Origin of the sequence: Sulfurospirillum sp. (assembly GCF_036802865.1) — a bacterium.
GTDB lineage: Bacteria > Campylobacterota > Campylobacteria > Campylobacterales > Sulfurospirillaceae > Sulfurospirillum.
This window is the reverse complement of record NZ_DAIRVK010000001.1, coordinates 659,780-683,039: the sequence shown is the minus strand read 5'-3', so window position 1 is coordinate 683,039 and position 23,260 is coordinate 659,780. Positions and strand designations below refer to the sequence as shown.

Genomic DNA, 23,260 nt, shown 5'->3' with positions numbered 1-23,260 from the left:
TATATGTAATGTCAAGGAACACAACATGCATAAGCCTCTTAAAAAGGCTGCCTTTATGGAAGAGATACGCGATCGTTATGTCAGTTTTCACAACATAGATTGCTATGAAAATGCCACGCAAGTGCTTGATGCCATGTATGAACTTTTTGAGCTTCATCCTGAAGCTAAAGATGATTTGTGGATTCGGTTTGAAACGCTTATACCTAAAGATTACAAAGCTATTTTTTCGAAGCACGATTCTAAGGATATTTTGTACCACATCTGCTCCCATGTTTTTTATCTCTCCGCTCTTTTTGAGGAGTATGACTTTGAAAAAGGCATTGAACTCATGGAAAAAGCTGAAATGGAGTGCTGTTAAAAATCCCATAAAAAACCACATGGACTTGTTATAATACACGCATATTTTTGTTGGAGTGAAAGATGCAGTATTATAGTTGGATTTTAGCTTTTCACGTTATGGCGTTTATGTCGTGGATGGCGATGCTTTTTTATCTGCCACGTCTTTTTGTCTACCATGTTGAACATGCACACAAAAGTGAATTTGTTGAAGTCGTCAAAATACAAGAATACAAAGTCTACAAATACATTGGTCTTCCCGCATTTTGGGCAACACTTTTAAGCGGTGCTGCCATGCTTATCATGAACCCAATTTTATTTGAGACTGGTACATGGCTTTACGCTAAATTGGTTGTTGTTGCACTGATGATCGTTTATTCGTTTTCATTGGAATATTTTCGTGTAGAGCTGGAAAATGATGAGTGTGTACGCAGTGGTAAGTTTTTTCGCGCATACAATGAAGTACCAACACTTCTTTCCATTTTAATCGTAGCTTATGTAGTTGTAAAAACCTTTTCATTGCTCTTTACAACTATTACCATCGCATTTTTTGCTTTTGTCATTTACATGATTATGCAACAATCTGCGCATAAAGAGTAATTTTTTTAGACTGAAAAAGAACTTTGTAACTTATAATGTTCGGGAGTCCAAAGAAGATATTGTATCTTCTTTGAAATTTCGGTTTGCCCTATTTTTAATTTTATACATCTTGGTATCAGCCTCAACCATCAAGTCATCAAGCAAGCTCTCTTTATTGCCCATCGCCATACCGATAGAAACTCCCAAATATTTTACATTTCCCTTAAGTATCAGCGGTTCTGTTAATGCTTCAACACACTTTGTTGCAACCAAAGTCGCGGCATTAGTGGCACACGATACATCGATATCAAGATCGCTCAGTAAAATCACAAACTCATCGCCTCCAACTCTCGCCAATGTATCACTCTCGCGTATCAAAGCTGAAAAACGCTTTGCCACTTCAATCAGTGCTTGATCTCCTGCATTATGTCCAATAGTGTCATTGATAGCTTTAAACCCATCCAAATCCATAAAAAGCAGTGCCAATCGTGTATTATTTCGTGCACACCGTGCTAAAGCTTGCTCTAATCTATCAACCATCAAAAAACGATTGGGAAGCTTTGTAAGATAGTCATAGTGTGCTATCTCTTTGAGCTCTTTTTGACTCGTAAGGAGCATCGACATGAGGCGATTAAATGCAGCTGTTAAATGCCCAACTTCATCCATTCTCTTTATGGGTAGCGGGTTGAGAGGAACTTCCCCCAGAGACATTTTATTGGCCAACGAAGCAGATGTTCGTAATGGCCTAAAAAATAAAAATAAAAAAGCAAAGAGTATGCTAGGAACAATGATGAGACTAACCCCATGTGCTTGCATGAGGGTTGTTTTAATATTGGCTTCCATAGCAAAAGCTTCACTCGTTAGGATACGAGAAACAGCAAACCAATCTGTGTTTGGGATGGATGCAATCGCTGATAATTCTTCAACACCTTCGGTATTTATCGTAATCCCACTGCCTCTAAAACCTTCTATAGCTTTGTCATGTAAAAGGTTTATTCCATGCTTAGGTGTTGGCTTTAGTATCAGTTCTTTTTTAGGGGCTGCAATAAAAATTTGATTTTTAGCATCAATGAGCAAAAAACCACCTGTTTGACCAATATGATTATTGAGGATACGATCAAAAACACCTGAGGTGTAAAAATTTGCCATTTCCACTACAACAGCACGTATATTTCCTAAATTATCTTTGATAGGCACAGAAAGAGGAAGAATAGGCTCTTTTGAAATTTTACTTAGAAAAGGTGTTCCAATGACAAACTCTTGAGTCAAAGCATGCTTGAAAAAATCATCAACAGCATAGGCTTTTTCGCCCTCCATCATTTCAATACCACTCCCACCAATCAACGTCCCCTCTTTATTGATTACGCACAAAGTATCTACAGAAATTGGGATTAATTCTTGGCGCTCCATAAGCCATTTTTTGAGTGCATTTGGATCTTCGAGCAATGGCAGAGGCAGTAAAGAAGCTATTTTAGTCAAAACTCTTTTGCGCATGGCTAAATCACGTGTTATATCTTGAGCAAGTTCATCAGCAAGTGCCTCTTGATGAAGAGAAACAATCTTAAAAAGATTTGAGTGGATAGTCTGAAAGGAGATGTAATAGCGTACAAATCCTCCTATAATGATGATCGCAAATGCAAATAAAACGACTCTTGTAAGAATACTATTTTTAATTTTGCTAAAACTATCGCATTTCAATGTAAGCAAAGTACCTCTTTTAAGATAGCAAGTAAAATAATTAACTTTAATGATTATAAAACTATCATTTTAAAGTTTTTATTGTACTTGTCTATGCCTTAATTTATAAAGAAAAAAAGAAGCTACTTTTATGCCATTAAGTATACTTGTATGCGTATACCAAAGGAAATATTCTGTGTCACTTTAACAATCTAGAAAGAAAAATTAAAGGCTTTGCCCAACAAGATAGCCAGAAGCCCATGCGAAGTGGAGGTTGAAGCCTCCACAGTCGCCATCAATGTCCAAAACTTCCCCACAAAAATAGAGATTTTCAACCTTTTGCGACATAAGATTTTTCGCATCCAGTTCTCGGACATCCACACCACCTGCGCAGACCTCCGCACTCTCAAAGCCTTTGGTAGCAGTAACATTCATACGTAGGGCTTTGAGTGCAAAAACGATTTTTTTGATCTCTTTGGCACCCAATGATGATGCCTCTTTGAGGGAAATGAGTTTTTCACGCTGAATGATAAAAAGTGCCAGTTTTTTAGGAATGATTCCCTCTAACCACAAAGAGAGCGATTTGTCTTTGGCAAAGGAGAGTCTTTTTTGAAGCAGTGAACTTAAAGCATCTTTACTAAGATTTGGCAGAAGATCAAGCACCACATGTACAGAGTCGCCCTCTACAAAAGCTTTAGATGCCATACGGCTGATATCTAAAATAGCAGAACCCGAGAGTCCATACACCGTAAAAAGAAGATCGCCCTGTACGTTTTGGCGCTTTTGATTGTCGATGTACAGTTCAACGCCCGCGTCCATCTTTACACCACTGACCTCTTTAAGATGTACTTCATCGCTCACCAACTGCACCAACGAAGGGTAAGGTTCAATCACACTGTGCCCTAATGCTTTGGCAAAACCGTAACCACTGTTGGAACTTCCAAGTGTTGGCATAGCGACACTTCCTGAGGCAATCACACATGCATCAAAGGTGTGCGTTTGCTCTTTCACCTGCAAGACAAATTCAACACCTTTTTTGTCGATGCTTGTTACAGCACTCTCCATCAAAAAACTCACGCCCAAACTTCGGGCTTCGTGGAGTAACATATCAACCACGGATGAAGCTTGATGGCTCATCGGGTAAAGCCTACCCTCTTCACCTTCACGCATTTCAAGCCCTAACGTACGAAAATAGTTTTTACATGTGAGTGTATCAAACCGACGTAATGGCTCTTTGACAAAGTGAGGAGATTCACCGTGGTAGCGAGAAAGGGTAATCGTTTCATTGGAAATATTGCATCTGCCATTGCCCGTTGCAAGGATTTTTCGCCCCACTTTGCTGTTCTTTTCAAACACACTGACACTATGCCCTTTACGTGCCGCTTCGATGGCACACACAAGCCCAGAAGCACCCGCTCCGACAATGGCGACACGACTCATAGAAGCATCATACCTTCATCGGTTACACTGATTTTCTTAGCATCGATCAACTTCGTAAGCGCCCGTTTATACGCCTTGCGACTCAACCCGAAACGCTGTGAAATGCTCTCTGGTGTGCTCTTATAATTCATCTCGCATCGCCCACCTGTGGCATTTAAAATTTCTAAGATTTTCTTTGCGGCGACTTCATCACTTTTATCACCGATGGGTTGCAAAATAACATCAATTTTGCCATCTTTGCGTAACGTTTTAATAAAACCAATTTTTTCATCACCCACTTCGATATTCTCAAAAATCTCATTGTGAAAAATAAGCCCATCGTAAAGGTTGTTCACAATCACTTTAAAGCCAAGAGGGGTTCGTTCACGCACCAAACACTTAACTTCTTGTTTAAGTTTGAGCGCTGTCAGATCTTTTTTCAAAAAGTCATTGTACTTTTGAGTGCCTATAATGCGCCCTGTTTCATCATCTAAACTGACCTGAACAATGACTTTCATCCCAACATAAAAAGGGAACTTTTGCAGTGCTTTAGGCACGAGAAGGTCTTTCGGTAAACCCCAGTCTAAAAAGGCACCAAAGGGGGTAACATCGACCACTTCAAAACAGCCAAATTGATCGAGCAGCGCTTTAGGAAAAACTGTACTTGCTACGATGCGATCTTCTGAATCGAAGTAGACAAAAACGTCAATTTCATCGCCCTCTTTCATTGCAAATGTCACGTATTGGTTGGGCATTAACACTTCATCTTGGTCATCACAGATCAGGTAAACGCCATTATCGGTATATCGGTTGATTTTGAGGCGATTTACTTCACCTACGAGTAAGTATTGATTCATTTTATTTCTTTATCGTTTATTTTTATTAAAATTCTATAACACGCAATTAAAGCAAAGCTCTAAAAGCTACGTTAACACTGGGTTTTCCTAGGCGGAAAGCCCGCGCACATTTTGTGCTTTTTTATTTTATTTGGCACTTATCGTGCATATCGCTAAGCTCCATATTTAGGGCTTTTGTGGAAATCATCACTTCCCATAGTGAGATAAAAAGTGAAATACACATCGCAATCAAGCTAAGCCCAAATATCTGTTTTCCAATGCCAAATAGCCCTAAAAAAAGCTCGAACATCGAGAGTGTGCAGAGTAAGATGGAGAGCACTCCAAAGAATTGCATCCATTTGGTCAGTTCTAGTCGGTATTTAAGATTACTAATCTGCTTGTACTCTTCACAATTATCACGCTCCATCGACTGACGGTGTAGCATTCTTATCAGTTGCGCTACCGCCAAAAAACGGTTCGTATACGCAAGCAAAAGCAATGAAACTGCGGGAAATAAAAGTGCAGGTGTTGAAATCTCAATCTCCATATTTATCCTTTACAATAAGTGTTTTTATTGTACCTTAAAACGGCTTTTACCAAACCAAACTTTATGCTTTCCTGCGCTATAATCTAGTCATATCATAGAGGTGGAAACGAAACGAATGCTAGAAAATATTGCGCAAATGCTCTGTTCTAAAGAGAGATTACTGACCGAAATCTATTTCGATCTTCAGCTCTTTTTTGAAGAAAAATATGGTAAAAACACCATCGTTTTTATGGAGATTGGCTCTTTTTTTGAAACGTATGAAGTCAACAATGAAACCCATCAAATCGGCAAAGCCAAAGAGGTCAGCGAACTTCTTAACATCCAACTCACCCGCAAAAATAAATCCATTTTAGAAAACTCTTTGCAAAACCCCCTATTAGCGGGCATCCCATCGGTTTCACTCGATCGCTACCTTGCACGCTTAGTACAAAGTAAAAAATACACCATCGTTTTAGTGCGCCAAAAAGGTGAGCCGCCGCATGTGAAGCGTTACATCTCCAACATTATAAGCCCCGGTACGAACTTCGACTACCTCATCGAGTCCAGTGAAAATTATCTTGTCTCGTTGTTAGTTGACTGCAACCACCAGATTTATTCTGTAGGTTATAGTGCGATTGATGTCACCACAGGCAAAACCATCATCAACGAAGTGCATGGCACAAGAGAAGATAAAACCTATGCGTTAGATGAGATTTTCAATCTTTTGCAAACCTATAAAACCAGCGAACTTGTTCTTACGTTTAACACTGAAAGCATTGACAAAGAGTGGGTGCAGAACTATCTTGAAATTACACCAAGCGTGGCGCATAGCATCAACAAAGAACGTCTCAAAGTGGCGTATCAAAATGAACTTTTTGGGCGCATTTACGCTATTCGCTCCTTGCTCTCTCCTATCGAGTACCTCGACATTGAGCGATACCCGTATGCGAGCGAATCCTTAGCTATTTTGTGCGATTTTATCATCGAGCATGATGCCAACATCATCGAGAAAATGAGTCGCCCTATTTTGCTCGGAAACAGTCGTTATCTCTACATCGGTAACAATGCCCTTGAACAACTCGACATCATCTCTAAAAATCCCTCCGAGATGACACTGTTAAACCTCATCGACCAAACCTCTACCGCGATAGGAAAACGTCTTTTAAAAGAGCGTTTGCTCAATCCTATTTGCGATCTTAAAACACTCAATGAGCGTTTTGATCTCAGTAACCAACTGATCAAAGACTATAAAAAATTTGAGATCGCACTCAAACAAGTGTATGACTTAGAGCGCATTTTAAGGCGTATTGCGCTTAAAAAATTGCACCCTTTAGAGCTTGATTATCTCAGTACATCGCTTGAGGCGATCATCGGTATTCTCAAAGAAGCTGAGCTTAAAAAAGTACCAACACCTAAAAATCTTTTTGATGAAAGCGAAGCACTTTTAGAGATGCTTCAAAGTACGTTTGTACTCGATGTCTGTGCGAAGTTTCGTAAAGATCAGATCAGTGAGAACCTTTTTCTAAGAGGTGTTTATCCACAAATCGACAAGATTGAACAGAGTAAACAAGAACGCTTTGGTGCACTTGAACATATTTCAAAACATATTGAAGCACTGTTTGAAGAGAGCAATCGCACGACGCTTAGCATCGAATGGTTAGAGAGCGAGGGTCACTACATCTCCATCAGTAAAAACCGTTTTGCACTCATTGAAGAGAAGCTCATGCAAAGCTTCATTACCATCGGAGACAAACACTACTTCTTTAAAGATTTCACCTTTAGGCATCTTAAAAACAGCGTGAAAATTTCAGCGTCTTTGATTGAAGAAATTTCACAAGAGATCACACTTAGTAACCTACAAATGATTGCTTTAGTGAAGCAACGTTATGATGAGATGCTAGAGAAGATCGAAACCCATTATGCCCTCACCTTAGAGCATCTTATCTCCTTTGTTGGAACACTTGATGTTGCTCTTAGCAATGCCAAATGTGCCGTACTTTACAACTACACCAGACCCGATCTTCTACCAATGCAAGAAGAAAAACGCTTTATCGAGGCGATTGGGCTTCGTCACCCGCTCATTGAGTCTCGTGAGGAAAATGGCATCTATATACCTAATGACATTTTCTTAGGTCATTGCTCAGCTGACATTACCCACGATCATGTTACCTTAGAAGCCTGCAGCGCCAATGAAGTGCAAGGTGTCCTTCTTTACGGCATCAACTCGAGTGGTAAATCTTCACTCATGAAAAGCCTTGGTATTGCTGTCATTATGGCACAAGCAGGCTTTTTTGTTCCGTGTGCAAGCCTTCGTTTTAACCTGTTTGATAAAATTTTCACGCGCATCATCAGCCATGACAACCTTTACAAAGGGCTTTCAACTTTTACGGTTGAAATGTTGGAGCTCAAAAATATCTTTAACCGTACCACAGAGTTTTCACTCGTACTGGGCGATGAAATCAGTCATGGAACAGAAACCGAATCCGCTCTTGCCATTGTTGCGAGTGCCATTACCAAGATGCACTCATTAGGCTCTTTCTTTGTCTTTGCCACCCATCTGCATCAACTGAGCCACTTGCCACTTATTAGCGAACTTAAAAAGGTGATTTACCTGCATTTAGGCGTAAGTTACGATGAGGAAAATGACAAACTTCTTTATAACCGAAAACTCGAAATTGGCAGTGGTAGTTCACTTTATGGCTTGGAGTTTGCCAAGTCGTTACACATGGATAAAGAGTTTATCAAAACCGCTTATGATATCCGTCGAAGTCTTGCAGGAGAACTGGGTGAAGTCGAGCTTTTAAAGCAGAAAAAACGCAGCAAATACAACAAAAACCTCTACCTCTCCAAGTGCGCACTGTGTGATGAATATGTCGATGAAGTCCATCACATTAAAGCACAAGAGAGTGCCGATGAAAACGGTAACATCGACCATTTTCACCAAAATCATCGCTACAACCTTATACCGCTTTGTGCGAAACACCATAAACTAGTGCATGAGGGCAAAATTACGATTAGTGGTTTTGTCATGAGCAGTGAAGGACTCAAACTCCACTACGAAGAGAAGTAAAGAGCCCATTGGCTCTTTACATGTAAAGCTTTACGCGGTTTTAAACTGCGCCAATGTTGCACTCAAACTTTCCGATAAACGTGCCAAATGTTCCGCTGCACTTGCGATCTCTTCTACACTTCTGGCGTTGGAGCTTGATAAGCTATTGATCTCTTCGATTTTTTGAATGACGGCGGTGTTAATGCGCTCAACATTATGAGATGCCTTAAGTACAACATCATCCGTTGCACTCACTGTCTCTTCCAATAAACTGACCGCGTCACCAGTTTGTGTACTCACTTTCACGGAAAATTCGCCTAGCTCATGGATGCGTTTTGCGTTATGGTTCATCTGTCCACAAATGTCTTGTATGGATTGAACAATGACGTTAATCGTTGCATTGGTTTCTACCAAGCTTTTTTGTGTCCGCTCCGCCAGTTTTCGGACCTCATCAGCCACAACGGCAAACCCTCTGCCATGTTCACCCGCACGCGCTGCTTCGATAGCGGCATTAAGGGCAAGTAAATTGGTTTGTTCTGCAATATCGCTGATCACTTCTAAAACATTTTTGACTTGATCGGTATCGTTGGAAAGTTGATTGAGGCGGTCATTGATGTTTGATTCAGCATGCACAGTATCGTCTAGTTGCGTAATAGTCTGATTCAACAAATCTTGTGCTAACAAAAGACTCTTTTGTGCGGTATGAATGGTCTCTTTCACCCTTATTACATCGGCACTGGTGTGCTCTATCTCTAAAGCCACTTGTTCAGCTTCCTCTGTGGTTTGTTTAACAACTGCCGACTCTTCTTCTGCACGTTTGCCTATTTGAAGGCTCGTACTTGAAAGCTCTTCAGCAACAGAAGCATTTTCAGTGGCATTGTCTTTCGCTTGTGCGATGGCAGCAGTAATCTCGCATAAAAGAGCATTAACCGTGTGCATCGTCTCGCTGATCTCATCGTGAGAAGAAATTTGCAATGACATATTGAGTGCTTTGCTTTGACGCATTTGTTCACATTTTGTTTGTGCCTCGGATACCGAGCGTTGAATACTTCGTGCTATCATTATAAACGCTATAGAGACAATAATTAAAATAACGACTAGTGCTATTTTATTGACCCACTCATCGGTATCTAAACGTGCAAAATTTGTTTTTTGAACACTTTGGGTTAATGATTGTAACTGTTCGACCACTGTATCGAAACGTACGGCACTCTCTTGCGTTAATTTTGTAAGCATTGCATGCTCTGAGCCGTGCTGTTGCTCAAAGGTAGGATCATTAACCCCTTTGCCATACTGTGCTAAAATCTTTACACGAGGAGCATTGAGTGTATGCCATTCTTCAAAATTCTTTTTAATCTCCGCTATCTTTTCTTGATTGACTTTACTTAAAAATATAGTTGCCAATTTATCAATATTTTGAGATGATTTTTGGTAACTTTGTTCATAATGTTCAAGCATTTTAGGATTGCCTAAAAGCTGAAAACCTCGAAGATCCATCATACATGAAAGCACATCCGCTTCAAGACGTTGAAGAAGCTGAAAGCGCACGGCAACACCTTTGGCGTCAGAGCCCATTTTAATGGTATCAAACCCAATAATTCCAAAACCGATACATAAAATCACAAATAAAAAAATCAGTTTGACTTTAATTTTTGACAACATACATCAACCTCCTATTTTATGGCCTTATTATAGTAACAACAAATCTTTTGCTAATGCGTCAGCAACACTTTTTGAACACAACTGTTCGACTAAAGATAATGCAAACAACATTGCGGTACTTGGACCTTGAGAGGTCGTTATATTGCCATCTATAACTACTTTATCCTTTACGTTATACCCTTCAAGACCAATTTTAGACTGAAATCCTGGATAACAGGTATAGCTGTTTTTGAGCACACCTGCTGTTTTAAGCGCATAAGGAGCAGCACAAATCGCCCCAATGGCTTTACCTTTCACATCAAACGCTTTTAAAAGTGCTTGAACATTCTCATCAGCTGCTAAATTGGTAGCGCCAGGAAGACCGCCAGGAAGGGCGATCATATCAAAGTCATTCTCCTCTAAATCTTTCAAAAGTGCATCGGCCATCACAACAATGCCATGCGCTCCTTTTACAGGTAAAGACGCTAAAGCGGCCATAGTAACATCCACATTGGCACGTCTTAAAATATCAACAATCGTTAATGCTTCAATCTCTTCAAATCCCTCAGCTAAAGGGACAATTACTTTTTTTACCATTATTTTTCCTTCTTTTAAACTTTAAAATAGTGCAATTGGTCGTTCAGTTTTTGCGTGACACTGTGGAGATGCTCTGCCGCCCCAGCTATCTCTTCGATATCACGAGCATTGCTGGAGGTAATATGATTAATCTCATTAATTTCATCAACAATTTTTTTAATTTCACGTCCTGTTTCTTCAGACGTATGTGTCGCAAGGGATACCACTCCAATGGCATTACCCATTAGCCCCACGGAAGTCTCAATTTTATGAGAAACTTCAGTCGATTGGACAATCAGTCCTTCAAAAAGCGTTGTATTTTTTGCCATCTGATCAGCTGAATTTGCAATAGATTGAACAATAACGCTTACCGTACTATGTATCTCCACTAAACTTTTTTGAGTTCGTTCAGCCAATTTTCGTACCTCATCTGCGACAACCGCGAACCCTCGTCCATGTTCCCCTGCCCGCGCTGCTTCAATGGCAGCATTGAGTGCAAGTAAATTGGTCTGATCAGCAATATCACTAATGACACGGAGAATATCTTTGACTTTTTCGGCATCTTGAGAAAGCGTCACCATTTTTTGCTGCAGCTCACTTTCAACAACACCTGTTTGTTCAATCCTATTGATTAAAAGACCAAAAATTTGATTTGTTTGCATCAATGATTCATTTGTCTGAGTAATTTCTGTTTGTGCTTTTTGAGAGTTTGCGACGGAACTATCAATCGTATCGCGCGCTTGATTACCCGTTTGCGTTGTACGCTCCACAATTCGGCTCTCTTCTTCGGCTCGCTTACCAATGTTATTGGATGTCATAGAGAGTTCATGTGAGACAGCAGCATTTTCATCGCTTGCATGTATGGCGCCTAACACAATCTGTCTCAAACGTTCCATAAAGGCATTAAGGGCATCTGCAATCTCTTTAAGTTCATCATTATAAGGCGTACTGTAACGGAGTGTCAGATCTCGTTCATTGGTGACAATAGCTTGGGTTAAAGCACGTAGAGGGATTAAAACACTGCGAATAATGAGCACGATTAGAGATAATACTACGCCCACAACCACGCTTCCAACCGCAACATAAATCACTTTTGTTGTCTCAATCGTTGATGTAATTTCTTGATCCAATAATTGAATTGATTTGGAAACCAACGCTTCCGTTTGATGCACAGTATCACGCAGTTTACCATTGAGTCCACTTTTTTCATCTAAACCCAACACTTCATACGCCTTAACAAACTCCACAAAACTCTGGTTGTATTTCTCTAAAAGTTTCACTGAAAAAGCCAGTTCTTCATGGTTTTGAACATATGCCACTGTTTTTTCATAGTTGGCACGATGTTCTTGTGCATACTTTGGAGCAAGACGTAACATAAAATCTTTTTCATTACGACGAAGGGTCAGCATGAATGTTTGCATTTTATAATCTTTGAGCTCTTTAAATCCATTTTCTGCTTCATGAATTGCTTGACGCATCGCTCCTTCAAGTCCCTCTTCAGGCGTAAGTCCTATTCTCTTTTTTTGGGCGACAACTTCATTAAAAACAGTAACATACGCGTGAAGAACTTCTTCTAAACGGACTAACTCCGATGTTTTTATTTTTTGAGTCTCTGCTGTTTTAGAGATTAATTGAAGTCGTTCTGAGAGTTTAGTAGCAGATTCTAAAAGTGCTTTTTCGTATTTAAGATCATTGCGCATCAAAAAATCTTTTTCATTTTTTCGCAACGTCAATATCTCTTCTTTTAAAGAGGTAATATCCATCCTAATATTCAAAAGTTTTTTTTCTTTGTCGTTAAAAATTTTTGCAGTCGTATGAATAGCCGTGAGTCCTAGAATGACAACGCATGCCAAAATAATATTACGTGCTTTAATGGTGAGATTGGTAAACATCGTTGCAACCTCCTAAATAATCGAATTATGAGGTTATTATAGCACTAAAGGAGGAAAGAGGAGGAGACCATAACGCAAGTTTATCGCGTTATGGTGTTTTCAAGTAAGATTATTTTACTTTTTCTAAATATTCACCACGAACGGTGTCAACTTTAATAAGATCGCCCTCTACTACGTGGAAAGGAACTTGAACAACAGCACCACTTTCTAGCGTTGCAGGTTTTTTGCCACCTTGAGTGTCGCCTTTGAAGTTTGGTGGTGTTTCTACGATTTTAAGTTGAACAAATTGAGGTGCTTCAACGCTGATAGGTTGTCCATTGTGGTACAACATATCGACATTCATACCATCAATAATCCAATCCGCTGCTTCACCTACTTGGTCGTGTGTTAAAGCAATTTGCTCGTATGTTACGCTGTCCATAAATTGCAAAAATTCGCCATCATCATACAAAAACTGCATAACTTTATCTTCAAGATGTGGAGTTTCACATTTATCTCCTGCGTGGAATGTTTTTTCGATCACTCTTCCATCGATAAAAGATTTAATTTTACAACGTACAAATGCCGCACCTTTACCAGGTTTAACATGTTGATACTCTGTGATTTTATAAGGGATACCGTTAAATTCGATCTTTAACCCTTTTTTTAAGTCGCCCATTGAAATAGAGGCCATAAATTCTCCTAAATATTAGTTTTCACCATTATAGCGAAAAAAACAAAGACAACAAAATGGCATATTTTTATACAATATATTGTATATTTAAATCAATATAAAGAATATAATTAACAATAAAAAAGATATAATATCTATTATAAAGTTTAAAATATAAATTAATTAGTATATTTTATACAATTTAATTTATATTTAATACGTTTTTATGTATTATCGTACGATGAAAACAAGCGATATCATCAATCTTTTGCACAATGCTATTGAAGCTGAGAATATGGGTAAAAAAATTTCTCAAAAAAAAATGGCAGAAAACTTTGGTATTTCGATGCGTACCTATCAGGAGTGGAGGCTCGGTAGTAGCGCACCTATGGGGATTCCCGTGGTTTTTAATATGCTTGGAATGTTAAGAGATGAAGATATTGTAAGACTGGTACGTAAGATAAATGACGGGCAAAAAGGAACGGTATGACAAATCTATCCGTAAGTGAGAAGTTAGCGTTAGAAGAGGTATTTGAGTGTTTGAAAGATAAAAATTGCCGTAAAATAAGCATTATGAACAAGCGTCTTTTTGTGTACCGTATGATGCGCCTGTTGGTCTCAACGCGTCGAAAACTTTTACATGTAAAACGATAAGTTGCCCTATCTTCTACATGTAAACGTCTTTAAATTGCATTTGTATTATCCATAAGAACAGGAACCACTACCAAAGAGGCAATCACCGCAGCAATTGTCCCAAAAATAAGTGCTACCCCTAATCCCCCAAATATTGGATCTGTTGCTAAAAGCGTACTCGCTAAGATAATTGCAGCAGCCGTAAGGACAATCGGTTTTGCCCGTGTTGCACTGGCCCTTGCAATCGCCACTTTTTTTTCGACACCCTGCTTAATCAATGTCTGCGTAAAATCAATCAATAACAGAGAATTACGCGAACTAATCCCCATCAATGAAATAAACCCGATAAGCGAAGTCGCGGTAAGAAAAAAGGTCGTAGAAGAGAAAATGTCCATAACCCAATGCCCCATGATAACCCCAATGATTGAGAGGAAGCTCCCCACGAGTACAATACCTGAGAGTGTAAAGCTTTTATAGTAAACCACCATAAGTAAAAAAATTAAAATGAGTGCGGCAATAAAAGCACCGCCTAAGTCACGAAAGGTATCCATCGTCACTTTCATCTCACCATCCCAAACAAGTTCAAAAACTTCACCACTCTTTTTATCTTTGAGTTTCAAATCAAAAAGATGACTTCTTGTGATCTCAAACTCATTTTCAAGTGCCTCTTTAATGCTTTTTCGTGCTTCCAAAAGAGGATAAACTTGTGAAACCAAATCTGCTTCAGCAACAATGCTAACCATTTTCCGTACGTTCTTTGACGTAATGGTTGGACTTGAAGCGACTTTTTCAACACGTACCACCTCCGAGAGCGGTACCATCATGCCCTGAGCATTGAAAAGTTTCAGTGTACTTAGTTTTGCGCTCAGTTCCTCTTTCGAGGCATAAGGAAGAGACTTAGAAGGTGAACTGAGTACCACATAAAGAGGAATTTGCGATGGCGAACTGTCACTGTTCTTATGCGCTACATGCATACCTTCAAAACCGAGGTACAAGAGGTCATTAATTTTTTCAATGCTAAGATGAGAGCGACTTACTTTCTCTTTATCTAAAATGAGCGCATATTTTTCGTAAATCTCATCACTCATAATATCCACATCCACGAGGTCTTTAGTCTTCATCAAAATCTGCTTGATACGTTCTGCCAAAGTACCTAGGTGCATCGTATTTTCACCATACAGTTCAACAACAAGCGCTGCCATCGTCGGAGGACCTGCGGGCTGTTCGACCATCTTAATAGACGTTTGAGGAATGAGTCTCTCACAATTGTGAACAATCATTGGGCGTAAACGATGCACCATAGCAAAAGAGCGTTCATCTCGTTCGTGAATGCCACTTAAATTCACCACTATTTCGCTGACATGCTCGCCACTCTTCAGCCCTGAGCCTTTCGCCAAACCTGCATAATCAAGCGGTGATCCCATACCATTAAACACTTCGATATTTTGGATTTCTTTCTCTTTTTGTAAAATGCCCATAATACAGGCATTGACGTGGTTGGTCTCTTGGTAGGAGCTTCCATTGGGCAAATCCACATAGATTGAGAACGTATTGGTACTTTTACTTGGCAACATCTTTGCTAAAACGATTTTAGTCGGAAACATTAACACAGCCAGTACAAATGCTACCAAAGTAAGAAGAAGTACCAGTTTCTTTTTGCGCTCTTCGAGTAAAAGAGCGTGAACAAACTGTTCAAATTTTTGCATCATGCTCTCCTCTTGTATGGGTTGGCTTTTTTAAAAGTTTACGCGCTAAAAAAGGTGTAAAAATATAAGCAATTAAAAGAGATGCCATCATTGCCACAGGAACATTCAGCGGTATGGGCTTCATAAACTCACCCATCATCTGCCCTACAAATGCCATGGGAACCATCGTTAAAATGATGGCAATGGTTGCTAAATTGGTGGGTGCTCCTATCTCGTCGGTCGCTTCAATAAGCAGTTCATCCATCTCTTTATCTTCTGCCTCTTTGGAGTGCAAATGACGGTGAATGTTTTCAATAACGACGATAACATCATCCACCAAAAGTCCAAGGCTCAGTAAAAAAGCAAAAAGTGTAATGCGATTGATCGTCTGATCGCTCATGTAAGCGATAAAAATCGTAATCGCTAAGATCGCAGGTACGGTTAATGTCACAATCAAGCCTTCTCTCCATCCTAGGATAAAAATGAGTAACAGCGCTATAATGACGATAGAGATAAGCAGGTGAAACACCAACTCATTAACCGCACCATTCGCACGTTCGCCATAATTTCGTGTCACAATAGTCCCAATACCCTCTTTTTCCAAGACCTCTTTGGATGCTTCAAGCCTTTGGAGCACATCATTGGCAATGACAACCGCATTGGATCCTTTAAGCTTTGAGATACTCAGTGTTACCTGATCTTGTAATGCCGTAAAGGTCTCGCCTTGTTTATAGCTAATCTGCGCACTCTTTTTATTTTGAATGTCATCGCCCAGATGAATGGCGGCGATGTCCCCTAGATATACGACTGAGCCTCCAAAATTTGCCACAATAAGATTTTGAATATCTTCAATACGCTCAAGCGCATTTTTGACACCAAAGATAACCAGCTTTCCCTCTTGGGTTCTGTTTTTAACCTCAGGTGAAGAAGCGCTCAGTGATTTTAATGCCCCTACAATCTGATCCAGCGAAAGGTTATAGCCGGAGAGTTTCATCAAATCAATTTCAATGTTAAACTGCTCTTTGTGTTCACCTTTGATCTCTGTCTTTGCAACATTGTGCACATTTCCAAGAGAATTTCGAAACGCATCCACACGTTTATAAAGCGTTACGTTATCAACATTTTGCGGTGTTTTTGAATAAAAAGCGATTGAGAGAATCGGTATATCAATGTCAATGTCAAAAGGACGAACCAATGGGGTTGTTGCCCCCTCAGGCAGTTGATCCATATTTTGCATGACTTTGTCGTAGAGCTTTAAATTCGAAGCTTCACGATTTTCACCGATATAATACATGACATTAACAATGCCGACATTATCGCTTGCAACCCCATAGATGTGTTCTACACCTTTGATTTCTTTAATACGCCTCTCAAGCGGACGCACAATCATTTGCTCAACTTCTGCTGCACTTGCCCCTGGCATTGAAACAATAACAACACCGCCACTGATAGAGATTTGAGGATCTTCTTCGCGAGGCATCAACAAAAGGGCTACGACACCCAGCATAATCAGCGTTCCACCTAAAATCATCGTTAACGGATTGCGTAAAAAGAGGCGCGCTAAATAACCTGCTAAATATTTTTCTTTGTATTTCATCGTTTACTCACCTAACCCCACAACAGCGTACATGCCTGGATACGCTTTGACATCTTTACAGGTAAACGCAAGTTTTAGTTTAAACGTATGTGCCATAGGGTTGGAACTAGGAATAATTGCCTCCACTTTGCCTTCACTGATACAACCAATAGAAGGCACTTCAATGCGTGCATTATCACCAACCTTAACACTTTTTAGATAACTCTCAGCAATCTCTGTACTGATTTTCAATGAGCTTAAATCAGCCAGCACAAGTGTGGGCACTCCCGAGAGTGCTAACTCACCTACTTTGATATGCTTTTCAATCACAACGCTCTCATTAGGCGCTTTTATCTTAAGGTATTGGTATTGGTTTTGAACCTCTTGGCGCTTTTGCTTCGCAGCCCTAATCTGCTTCCCAGCTATTTCAACCATAGCCTTCAAATTGGCAGTAGAGAGTTCTAGATTTTCCACTTCATATTTAGAAACCATATCTTTAGCAAGTAAACGTTGATAGCGCTCTAAATTCAGTGCTGCATTTCGGTACTGATTTTCATACATCGAAAATGAAAGCTCCGCTTGTGAAATGGCAAGATCACTTTGTGTGGCTGCCGTATCAACCTCTTTGGAATCAATACTATAGAGCAGATCACCCTTTTTGACCACATCACCCTCATTCACATACACCGCTTGAACAAACCCCATATAGCGACTAGAAATCGTTTTTTGATTATCGGAAATGACACTACCACTGAGGGTTAAGCTTGTTGCATTAAGGGTTATAGAAGTGCCTAAACAAAGAAGTAAAAGTTTTGCATATAATGATTTCACAGCATTTCCTTACTGGCCAATTTTTGTAATTCAAAGATTTTTTCATTGCGTGCATTTTGCGCTTCTCTAAGCTTTAGCACTTTCGTTAGTTCTTCAGATTGTTTGATCATAACATCATTGATGGAGACAAGTTTTTGCTCGTATCTGCCTGCATAATTTTCATAGATAAGATGGGCTAACTCAACCTCTTTTTTAAGATTTTTAATCTCGTACTCATAATTTTGAATCTGCGTTTGGATCTGTTTGAGAGACAACGCAATATTTTTCTTTGCAAGTTCTAACTGCTGTGAGGCTTTAAGATTTTCAACGCGTGCTTTTTCTAAATTATTTTTATCACTTCCTCCGTTAAAAAGGTTCCATTTGACTTGAACTCCTACAGTGTAAGCGTCATTTTTAGAAAAATCATTCATAAACTTATCATCACTGCTTCCGTAATTGGCAAAAGCCCCAACTTGTGGCAAAAAGGAACTTTGCGCTAAAGCAACATTCATCTTAGAAATTTCTACACCTTGCTCCGCTTTTTTAATATCAAGGTTATCGCTCAAAACTCTCTGGTCTGATGATACAAGCATTTGTGCTTCTTCATCACTTCCTTTAATCGCAAATACTGGCTCATCGACAAGGAAAGAAACAAAATGGTATAGAAGTGCTCTGTTCGCTTCAGCCTGATTAATAAGCCGATTTATATCGGATTGTTTGCTCTGTACTTCCAAAAGATCAACCTTTTTGACATACCCCTCTTTCATCATCGCTTCGGTAGTTGCTTCTAGTTTTGCAGTATTTGTAGCAATGATATGCAGATTGTAAAGGTACGCATCCAAAAGAGAAATAGCAAAAAAACTTTTTTTAAGCTCATAAATTTTTTGCAAACTCAACGCTTCTCTATCTAAGGTACTCATAGCTTCTAAGGCTTTGGTGATTTTGCCATACTGCTCTAATTTACCGCCCGTATAAAGAGGAAGGGTATACTCAACTTTGGTTTGAAAATGATTTCTATCTTTAGGATTATTGAGATCTTCTGGGGCAAGCATATAATTACTGCCATTAAACTGTTTAAAGCCAAAATCAGCAAACGTGGCTTCGCGAGATTGTAGTTTATAGCCAAAAATTGACTGAGCATCATTGCTACGAAGTGCTGTTTGAGAAAGATCAATACTTCCATAGTTTTGACCAACCGCGGCTTGATGTTCTAAGGATTTGATTTGCTCATCAAATTTTGCAATCGCAATTTCACTGTTCTGTTCTTTCACTTTTTTAATGGCATCGTCTAAACTTAACGCGCCTTCTGTAGCACAAAGAGCAAGAGATAATACGAGAAAAAGCAAGATTTTCATGCAAAACTCCTATCCTAATTTCATAAATTATAACAATATTATCAAACTTATAATATTTATTTATTTATCTAAAAAGATTAAGTGCATAACTTTAGAAAAAGGTAATTAAATTTTACTTTTAAATTGACTAGTGAAAGCTATAAAATAGGGAGTTTATGAAAAAGAAGTTAATTATATTTAAACAAAAAAGAGTGGACTTTAAAAATCCACTCCTGAATAGTACACTATAAAAAATTATAAAACAGCGTACTCGACCCATACACATGACTCAAGCTTGTTGAGTTCTGCAATGATTTTTTTATCAATATCTGTATCGACCAAGATAACCGCCATTGCAAATTGGTGCGCACCACGACCCAATCTAAAGTCTGCAATATTAATGCCCTCTTTCGCCAAAATAGAAGCGATATTGGCAATAACACCTGGAACGTCATGGTTTTTAAAGATAATCATTTTGCCTTTAGGTTTAAAGTCAAATTTAAAGCCATTGATACCAACAATGCGTTGCTCATCTTCACCAAAGACCGTACCACTAATACTCACAACATCTTTCTCGGTTGTTAATACCAGCGTCACTTGATTTTTATAACCACTTGTGCTTACAGCTACTTCAAATTTACTGTCAATGCCTTTTTCTTTCGCGACAAACTCAGCATTAACATAGTTAATTTTATTTTCATTTGCCTCTTTAAGTGACCCTACAATACCAAATGTTAAAAGTGATTTTGCGTAAGAGCCAATTTCACCTTCAAGCTCAAGTTTGATAGACTTAATCGCTGAACGATTAAGTTGTGCAGCCAAAAAGCCCATTTTTTGAACAAGTTCCAAATATGGCTCAACAAATGGAGGAATATCTTCTGCTTTAATTGGCAAATTAAGAGCATTTGGATAACTGATACCACGCGCCGCACTAATAGCATTTTCAGCAGCTTGAATAGCAATTTTTTCTTGAGATTCTAAAGTATTTGCACCAAGGTGAGGTGTAACACAGATATGCTCAAGGTCTAACAGTGGATGACTCGTAGCAGGCTCTTTTGAGAAAACATCAATACCCGCAAATGCAATCTTCCCACTTTTGATGCCCTCAAAGAGAGCCTCTTCATTGTATAAACCACCACGCGCACAGTTGATAAGACGAACACCATCTTTCATCTTTGCGATCTCTTCATGAGAGATCATATTGATCGTTTCTTTATTTTTAGGTGTATGAATGGTAATAAAATCACATGCCAAAATATCGTTAAAATTTTCAGTATAGGTCATACCGAGGTCAGTTACTTTTGAAGCAGAAATATAAGGATCATAGGCGATGACTTCCATACCAAATGCTTTAGCACGAATCGCTACACGACTACCAATATTACCAAAACCGATAACGCCTAAACGCTTCTCGCACAATTCAATACCATACCACTTCTCTCTATTCCACACACGCTCAATTTTGAGATGATTGTTGGCATTCACAAAACTTCTTGCACATCCTAAAAGATGTGACATGGTAAGCTCAACAGCAGCAATCGTATTGGCTGTTGGAACATTCATCGCGATGATACCGCGTCTACTACAACCATCTTGATCCACGTTGTCAACACCCACACCCGCTCTTACAATCGCTTTTAAATTCGTTGCAGCATTGAGAAATTTTTCATCAACATCGGTTGAACTACGTGTAATAGCAACATCACTATCACCAATGATTTTCAATAACTCATCTTTAGGTAAACGTACAGCATCAATAACTTCAATATCTTTCTCTGCACGTAAGATTTCAAAACCTTTTTCGTGAATAGCATCGCATACAATGATTTTCTTCTGTTTCATAACCAAACCTCGACAATTTTTGATTTAATATCGTATTTTTCAAGCTCTAAAACAACATTTTCGAGTTGCTTTTCACTTTTCTCTTCTATATAGATAATAGGAATTTTATCTTCCTTAATCACCATATATGGCAGGTGCAAAGAAGTGAGTGTCTGTATGATACAAAAGAGTGAGTAGCGATCCGCTCGATCAATCACCAAGCGAAACGACTTTAACTTTTGTCCACTCTTCTGTCCATAGGCATCAATCTGCATAAAAAGCTCATTGACAGGAAATATAAACTCCCTTGCGTCTTGATGAGCCATCTCTTTGATCCAAACTTTTTCCGATGTTTCTTGTTTGATTTCTTGCTTTTTAGGGGAGTCGTACTTGGACACATCTGCAGTTACATCCACCTCTTGGTGTAGGAGTTTCGAAAGAAAAAATCCTACACCTACAAAGAGGAGTAAAAAGAGTGCGCCAAGTACTTTTTTTTGCATCGCTTATTTCAATTGATCTTTTAAAATATCTCCGAGCGTCATTTTCTCTTCTTTATTGATCTCTTTAAGTGCTTCTCTCTCTTTCAGTTTTGAAAGACGTCTAACAGAGAGACGGATACGATTTTTTTTGTCATCAATAAATGTGATTGCCGCTTCGATCTCATCACCAATTTTAAGATCTTCTTCATTCACTTGACCCAAATCTTCTTTACGAATCAATGCATCAACATTGTCTTCAAGTTCAACAAAGATACCAAAGTCTTTAATATCTCTGATTTTACCATGAACGATATCACCATTTTCATGTGATTTCGCGTATTTTTGAATTGGGCTATCTTCAAGCTCTTTTTTGCTGAGAGATACTTTTTCAGTCTCTTCATCAATTTTTACAATTTTAACTTCAACCTCGTCACCTACAGCGAAAAGCTCTTTGCATTTGTTGTTACGATCCCAAGAAGCATCCTCATTGTGTAAAAGACCTTCAATTCCACCGATTTTGACAAAAGCACCAAAGTTTGTAATGGTAGTGATTTCGCCTTTAACAACATCACCCACTTTGAATTTTTTCATGAAATCATCAAATGGTTTTGGAAGAACATTTTTCAAAGACACACGTAAACGTCTCTCTTTAGCATCAATTTCGATAACTTCAACATCAACCACTTGTCCCTCTTCGATGTAATCGCGTGGGTGTTTGATGTTTTTATCCCATGAAATTTCAGAGATGTGAAGGAAACCTTCGATGTCATTACCAAGATCAACAAACGCACCGTATGGCTCAATATTGCTGATTGTAACTTGAATTGAATCACCTGTTTCTAATTCGTCTTTGATCTCATCCCATGGATCTGGCATAGCAGCTTTTACTGAAAGTGAAAGATGACGTTTATCTTTGTCATATTTGATTGCTTTCACAGGAATAACTTCACCTTCTTTGTAAAGAGTACCAGGATTTACTGGTCCTTTGTAGCTAATTTCGCTGTAGTGAACAAGACCATCAATTCCGCCAACATCAACAAACATACCATACGTTGTGATTTTTTTGATGGTTCCCTCTACAACTTCGTCACGATCAATCAACTCTTGAACAATTTCTTTGCGTTTTTTACGCTCATCATCCAAGAATTTTTTACGAGAAATGATGATTGATTCTGTGTCATTGTCAATTTTGATAATTTTAACTTTAAGTGATTTACCCATAAGTGCGTTCATATCTTTAACAGCAGCTTGTGAACGTGGAAGGAAAAATTCAATACCTTCTTTGTTTTCAGCGATAAATCCACCTTTGTTTTTTCCAGTGATTTTAACATCAAGAACCACATCGTCTTCTTCTTTATATTCAGCGATAAATGATTTAATATGACCTTTACGAAGGGCCTTTTTGTGCGAAACCGCTGGTCTTTCGTTTCTGAATCCTGTGATAACCACAGGGATTACATCTCCCACTTTGCATGTTATGTTGCCATTTTCATCTGTAACCTCAGATGCATTCAAGCGTCCCTCAGACTTCTTGCCCACATCAACTAAGATAACATCTTCTTTGATTGCTACAACAACACCGTTGATGAGTGCATCTCTCTCAGAATCTTTGAAAGACTCTTCCAGCATAGCCGCAAAATCCATCTCCTCATGTTCGTCTACGGCGTCAGTATGAACAGCTTTGTTCGCCTCATTTACCATTTTATACCCTTTTTGATTGATTTTTGACACATTTAGCT

At 38.9% G+C, this 23,260-nt stretch carries 20 protein-coding genes; 5 read left to right on the top strand and 15 right to left on the bottom strand.

What is annotated here, in order from left to right:
• Window positions 1-25: 25 nt before the first annotated feature.
• Window positions 26-358: a N(2)-fixation sustaining protein CowN gene (cowN, locus tag V7Q04_RS03440; protein ID WP_333803505.1), complete on the top strand. Its 333-nt coding sequence runs from the start codon at window positions 26-28 to the stop codon at window positions 356-358.
• Window positions 359-420: 62 nt separating this feature from the next.
• Entirely contained in the window at window positions 421-936 is a 516-nt protein-coding gene (gene hemJ, locus V7Q04_RS03435; protein WP_333803504.1) for a protoporphyrinogen oxidase HemJ, read from the top strand.
• 30 nt (window positions 937-966) lie between these two features.
• Here the strand turns inward: hemJ and V7Q04_RS03430 are convergent, their stop codons facing one another.
• From V7Q04_RS03430 to V7Q04_RS03415, 4 genes are all read right to left on the bottom strand, one after another.
• Complete coding sequence (locus tag V7Q04_RS03430; protein WP_333803503.1) at window positions 967-2,622, bottom strand: diguanylate cyclase domain-containing protein; 1,656 nt, start codon at window positions 2,620-2,622, stop codon at window positions 967-969.
• Between the two features lie 195 nt (window positions 2,623-2,817).
• The gene (locus V7Q04_RS03425) at window positions 2,818-4,032 is read right to left on the bottom strand and encodes an NAD(P)/FAD-dependent oxidoreductase (protein ID WP_333803502.1); all 1,215 of its coding nucleotides are present in this window, start codon (window positions 4,030-4,032) and stop codon (window positions 2,818-2,820) included.
• Window positions 4,029-4,868: a CvfB family protein gene (locus V7Q04_RS03420; RefSeq protein WP_333803501.1), complete on the bottom strand. Its 840-nt coding sequence runs from the start codon at window positions 4,866-4,868 to the stop codon at window positions 4,029-4,031. Before V7Q04_RS03420 ends, V7Q04_RS03425 begins: the two co-directional genes overlap by 4 nt.
• A gap of 121 nt (window positions 4,869-4,989) precedes the next feature.
• Window positions 4,990-5,394: a DUF2721 domain-containing protein gene (locus V7Q04_RS03415; RefSeq protein WP_333803500.1), complete on the bottom strand. Its 405-nt coding sequence runs from the start codon at window positions 5,392-5,394 to the stop codon at window positions 4,990-4,992.
• A 115-nt stretch (window positions 5,395-5,509) separates the two neighbouring features.
• Between V7Q04_RS03415 and V7Q04_RS03410 the strand changes: the two genes are divergently transcribed.
• Window positions 5,510-8,443, top strand: a complete 2,934-nt coding sequence (locus V7Q04_RS03410; RefSeq protein ID WP_333803499.1) for a MutS-related protein — start codon at window positions 5,510-5,512, stop codon at window positions 8,441-8,443.
• A gap of 30 nt (window positions 8,444-8,473) precedes the next feature.
• Here V7Q04_RS03410 and V7Q04_RS03405 read toward each other — a convergent pair whose 3' ends face one another.
• The 4 genes from V7Q04_RS03405 to efp form a co-directional block, all read right to left on the bottom strand.
• A complete protein-coding gene (locus V7Q04_RS03405; protein ID WP_333803498.1) occupies window positions 8,474-10,084 on the bottom strand; it encodes a methyl-accepting chemotaxis protein in 1,611 nt (536 codons plus the stop codon).
• 27 nt (window positions 10,085-10,111) lie between these two features.
• Window positions 10,112-10,660: a DJ-1 family glyoxalase III gene (locus V7Q04_RS03400; protein ID WP_333803497.1), complete on the bottom strand. Its 549-nt coding sequence runs from the start codon at window positions 10,658-10,660 to the stop codon at window positions 10,112-10,114.
• Between the two features lie 14 nt (window positions 10,661-10,674).
• On the bottom strand, window positions 10,675-12,531 hold the full coding sequence (locus V7Q04_RS03395; protein ID WP_333803496.1) for a methyl-accepting chemotaxis protein: 1,857 nt from the start codon (window positions 12,529-12,531) through the stop codon (window positions 10,675-10,677).
• Window positions 12,532-12,640: 109 nt separating this feature from the next.
• A complete protein-coding gene (gene efp / locus V7Q04_RS03390) occupies window positions 12,641-13,204 on the bottom strand; it encodes an elongation factor P (protein ID WP_333803495.1) in 564 nt (187 codons plus the stop codon).
• A gap of 220 nt (window positions 13,205-13,424) precedes the next feature.
• Between efp and V7Q04_RS03385 the strand changes: the two genes are divergently transcribed.
• On the top strand, window positions 13,425-13,673 hold the full coding sequence (locus V7Q04_RS03385) for a DNA-binding protein (RefSeq protein ID WP_041956920.1): 249 nt from the start codon (window positions 13,425-13,427) through the stop codon (window positions 13,671-13,673).
• Window positions 13,670-13,837, top strand: a complete 168-nt coding sequence (locus tag V7Q04_RS03380; protein WP_333803494.1) for a hypothetical protein — start codon at window positions 13,670-13,672, stop codon at window positions 13,835-13,837. Before V7Q04_RS03385 ends, V7Q04_RS03380 begins: the two co-directional genes overlap by 4 nt.
• Window positions 13,838-13,866: 29 nt before the next feature.
• On the opposite strand, the gene V7Q04_RS03375 is transcribed toward V7Q04_RS03380, so the two are convergent.
• The 7 genes from V7Q04_RS03375 to V7Q04_RS03345 all read right to left on the bottom strand — a co-directional run bounded on the left by V7Q04_RS03375 (window position 13,867) and on the right by V7Q04_RS03345 (window position 23,222).
• Window positions 13,867-15,522 (bottom strand): efflux RND transporter permease subunit, encoded by a 1,656-nt coding sequence (locus tag V7Q04_RS03375; protein ID WP_333803493.1) that lies wholly within the window; start codon window positions 15,520-15,522, stop codon window positions 13,867-13,869.
• A complete protein-coding gene (locus V7Q04_RS03370; protein WP_333803492.1) occupies window positions 15,509-17,098 on the bottom strand; it encodes an efflux RND transporter permease subunit in 1,590 nt (529 codons plus the stop codon). The genes V7Q04_RS03375 and V7Q04_RS03370 overlap by 14 nt, the downstream gene beginning before the upstream one ends.
• Before the next feature lie 3 nt (window positions 17,099-17,101).
• Complete coding sequence (locus V7Q04_RS03365) at window positions 17,102-17,908, bottom strand: efflux RND transporter periplasmic adaptor subunit (RefSeq protein WP_333803491.1); 807 nt, start codon at window positions 17,906-17,908, stop codon at window positions 17,102-17,104.
• Complete coding sequence (locus tag V7Q04_RS03360) at window positions 17,905-19,242, bottom strand: TolC family protein (RefSeq protein ID WP_333803490.1); 1,338 nt, start codon at window positions 19,240-19,242, stop codon at window positions 17,905-17,907. The genes V7Q04_RS03365 and V7Q04_RS03360 overlap by 4 nt, the downstream gene beginning before the upstream one ends.
• Window positions 19,243-19,476: 234 nt before the next feature.
• Window positions 19,477-21,063: a phosphoglycerate dehydrogenase gene (serA, locus tag V7Q04_RS03355; protein WP_333803489.1), complete on the bottom strand. Its 1,587-nt coding sequence runs from the start codon at window positions 21,061-21,063 to the stop codon at window positions 19,477-19,479.
• On the bottom strand, window positions 21,060-21,542 hold the full coding sequence (locus tag V7Q04_RS03350) for a hypothetical protein (protein WP_333803488.1): 483 nt from the start codon (window positions 21,540-21,542) through the stop codon (window positions 21,060-21,062). Before V7Q04_RS03350 ends, serA begins: the two co-directional genes overlap by 4 nt.
• Window positions 21,543-21,545: 3 nt before the next feature.
• Window positions 21,546-23,222 (bottom strand): 30S ribosomal protein S1, encoded by a 1,677-nt coding sequence (locus tag V7Q04_RS03345; RefSeq protein ID WP_333803487.1) that lies wholly within the window; start codon window positions 23,220-23,222, stop codon window positions 21,546-21,548.
• Window positions 23,223-23,260: the final 38 nt, after the last annotated feature.

Coding starts and splice junctions, on each gene's coding strand:
- V7Q04_RS03395 (WP_333803496.1), bottom strand. CDS start 12,531: ATGTTTACCAATCTCACCATTAAAGCACGTAATATTATTTTGGCATGC.
- V7Q04_RS03410 (WP_333803499.1), top strand. CDS start 5,510: ATGCTAGAAAATATTGCGCAAATGCTCTGTTCTAAAGAGAGATTACTG.
- V7Q04_RS03405 (WP_333803498.1), bottom strand. CDS start 10,084: ATGTTGTCAAAAATTAAAGTCAAACTGATTTTTTTATTTGTGATTTTA.
- V7Q04_RS03350 (WP_333803488.1), bottom strand. CDS start 21,542: ATGCAAAAAAAAGTACTTGGCGCACTCTTTTTACTCCTCTTTGTAGGT.
- hemJ (WP_333803504.1), top strand. CDS start 421: ATGCAGTATTATAGTTGGATTTTAGCTTTTCACGTTATGGCGTTTATG.
- V7Q04_RS03375 (WP_333803493.1), bottom strand. CDS start 15,522: ATGCAAAAATTTGAACAGTTTGTTCACGCTCTTTTACTCGAAGAGCGC.
- V7Q04_RS03385 (WP_041956920.1), top strand. CDS start 13,425: ATGAAAACAAGCGATATCATCAATCTTTTGCACAATGCTATTGAAGCT.
- cowN (WP_333803505.1), top strand. CDS start 26: ATGCATAAGCCTCTTAAAAAGGCTGCCTTTATGGAAGAGATACGCGAT.
- serA (WP_333803489.1), bottom strand. CDS start 21,063: ATGAAACAGAAGAAAATCATTGTATGCGATGCTATTCACGAAAAAGGT.
- V7Q04_RS03415 (WP_333803500.1), bottom strand. CDS start 5,394: ATGGAGATTGAGATTTCAACACCTGCACTTTTATTTCCCGCAGTTTCA.
- V7Q04_RS03360 (WP_333803490.1), bottom strand. CDS start 19,242: ATGAAAATCTTGCTTTTTCTCGTATTATCTCTTGCTCTTTGTGCTACA.
- V7Q04_RS03420 (WP_333803501.1), bottom strand. CDS start 4,868: ATGAATCAATACTTACTCGTAGGTGAAGTAAATCGCCTCAAAATCAAC.
- V7Q04_RS03380 (WP_333803494.1), top strand. CDS start 13,670: ATGACAAATCTATCCGTAAGTGAGAAGTTAGCGTTAGAAGAGGTATTT.
- V7Q04_RS03370 (WP_333803492.1), bottom strand. CDS start 17,098: ATGAAATACAAAGAAAAATATTTAGCAGGTTATTTAGCGCGCCTCTTT.
- V7Q04_RS03345 (WP_333803487.1), bottom strand. CDS start 23,222: ATGGTAAATGAGGCGAACAAAGCTGTTCATACTGACGCCGTAGACGAA.
- efp (WP_333803495.1), bottom strand. CDS start 13,204: ATGGCCTCTATTTCAATGGGCGACTTAAAAAAAGGGTTAAAGATCGAA.
- V7Q04_RS03400 (WP_333803497.1), bottom strand. CDS start 10,660: ATGGTAAAAAAAGTAATTGTCCCTTTAGCTGAGGGATTTGAAGAGATT.
- V7Q04_RS03425 (WP_333803502.1), bottom strand. CDS start 4,032: ATGAGTCGTGTCGCCATTGTCGGAGCGGGTGCTTCTGGGCTTGTGTGT.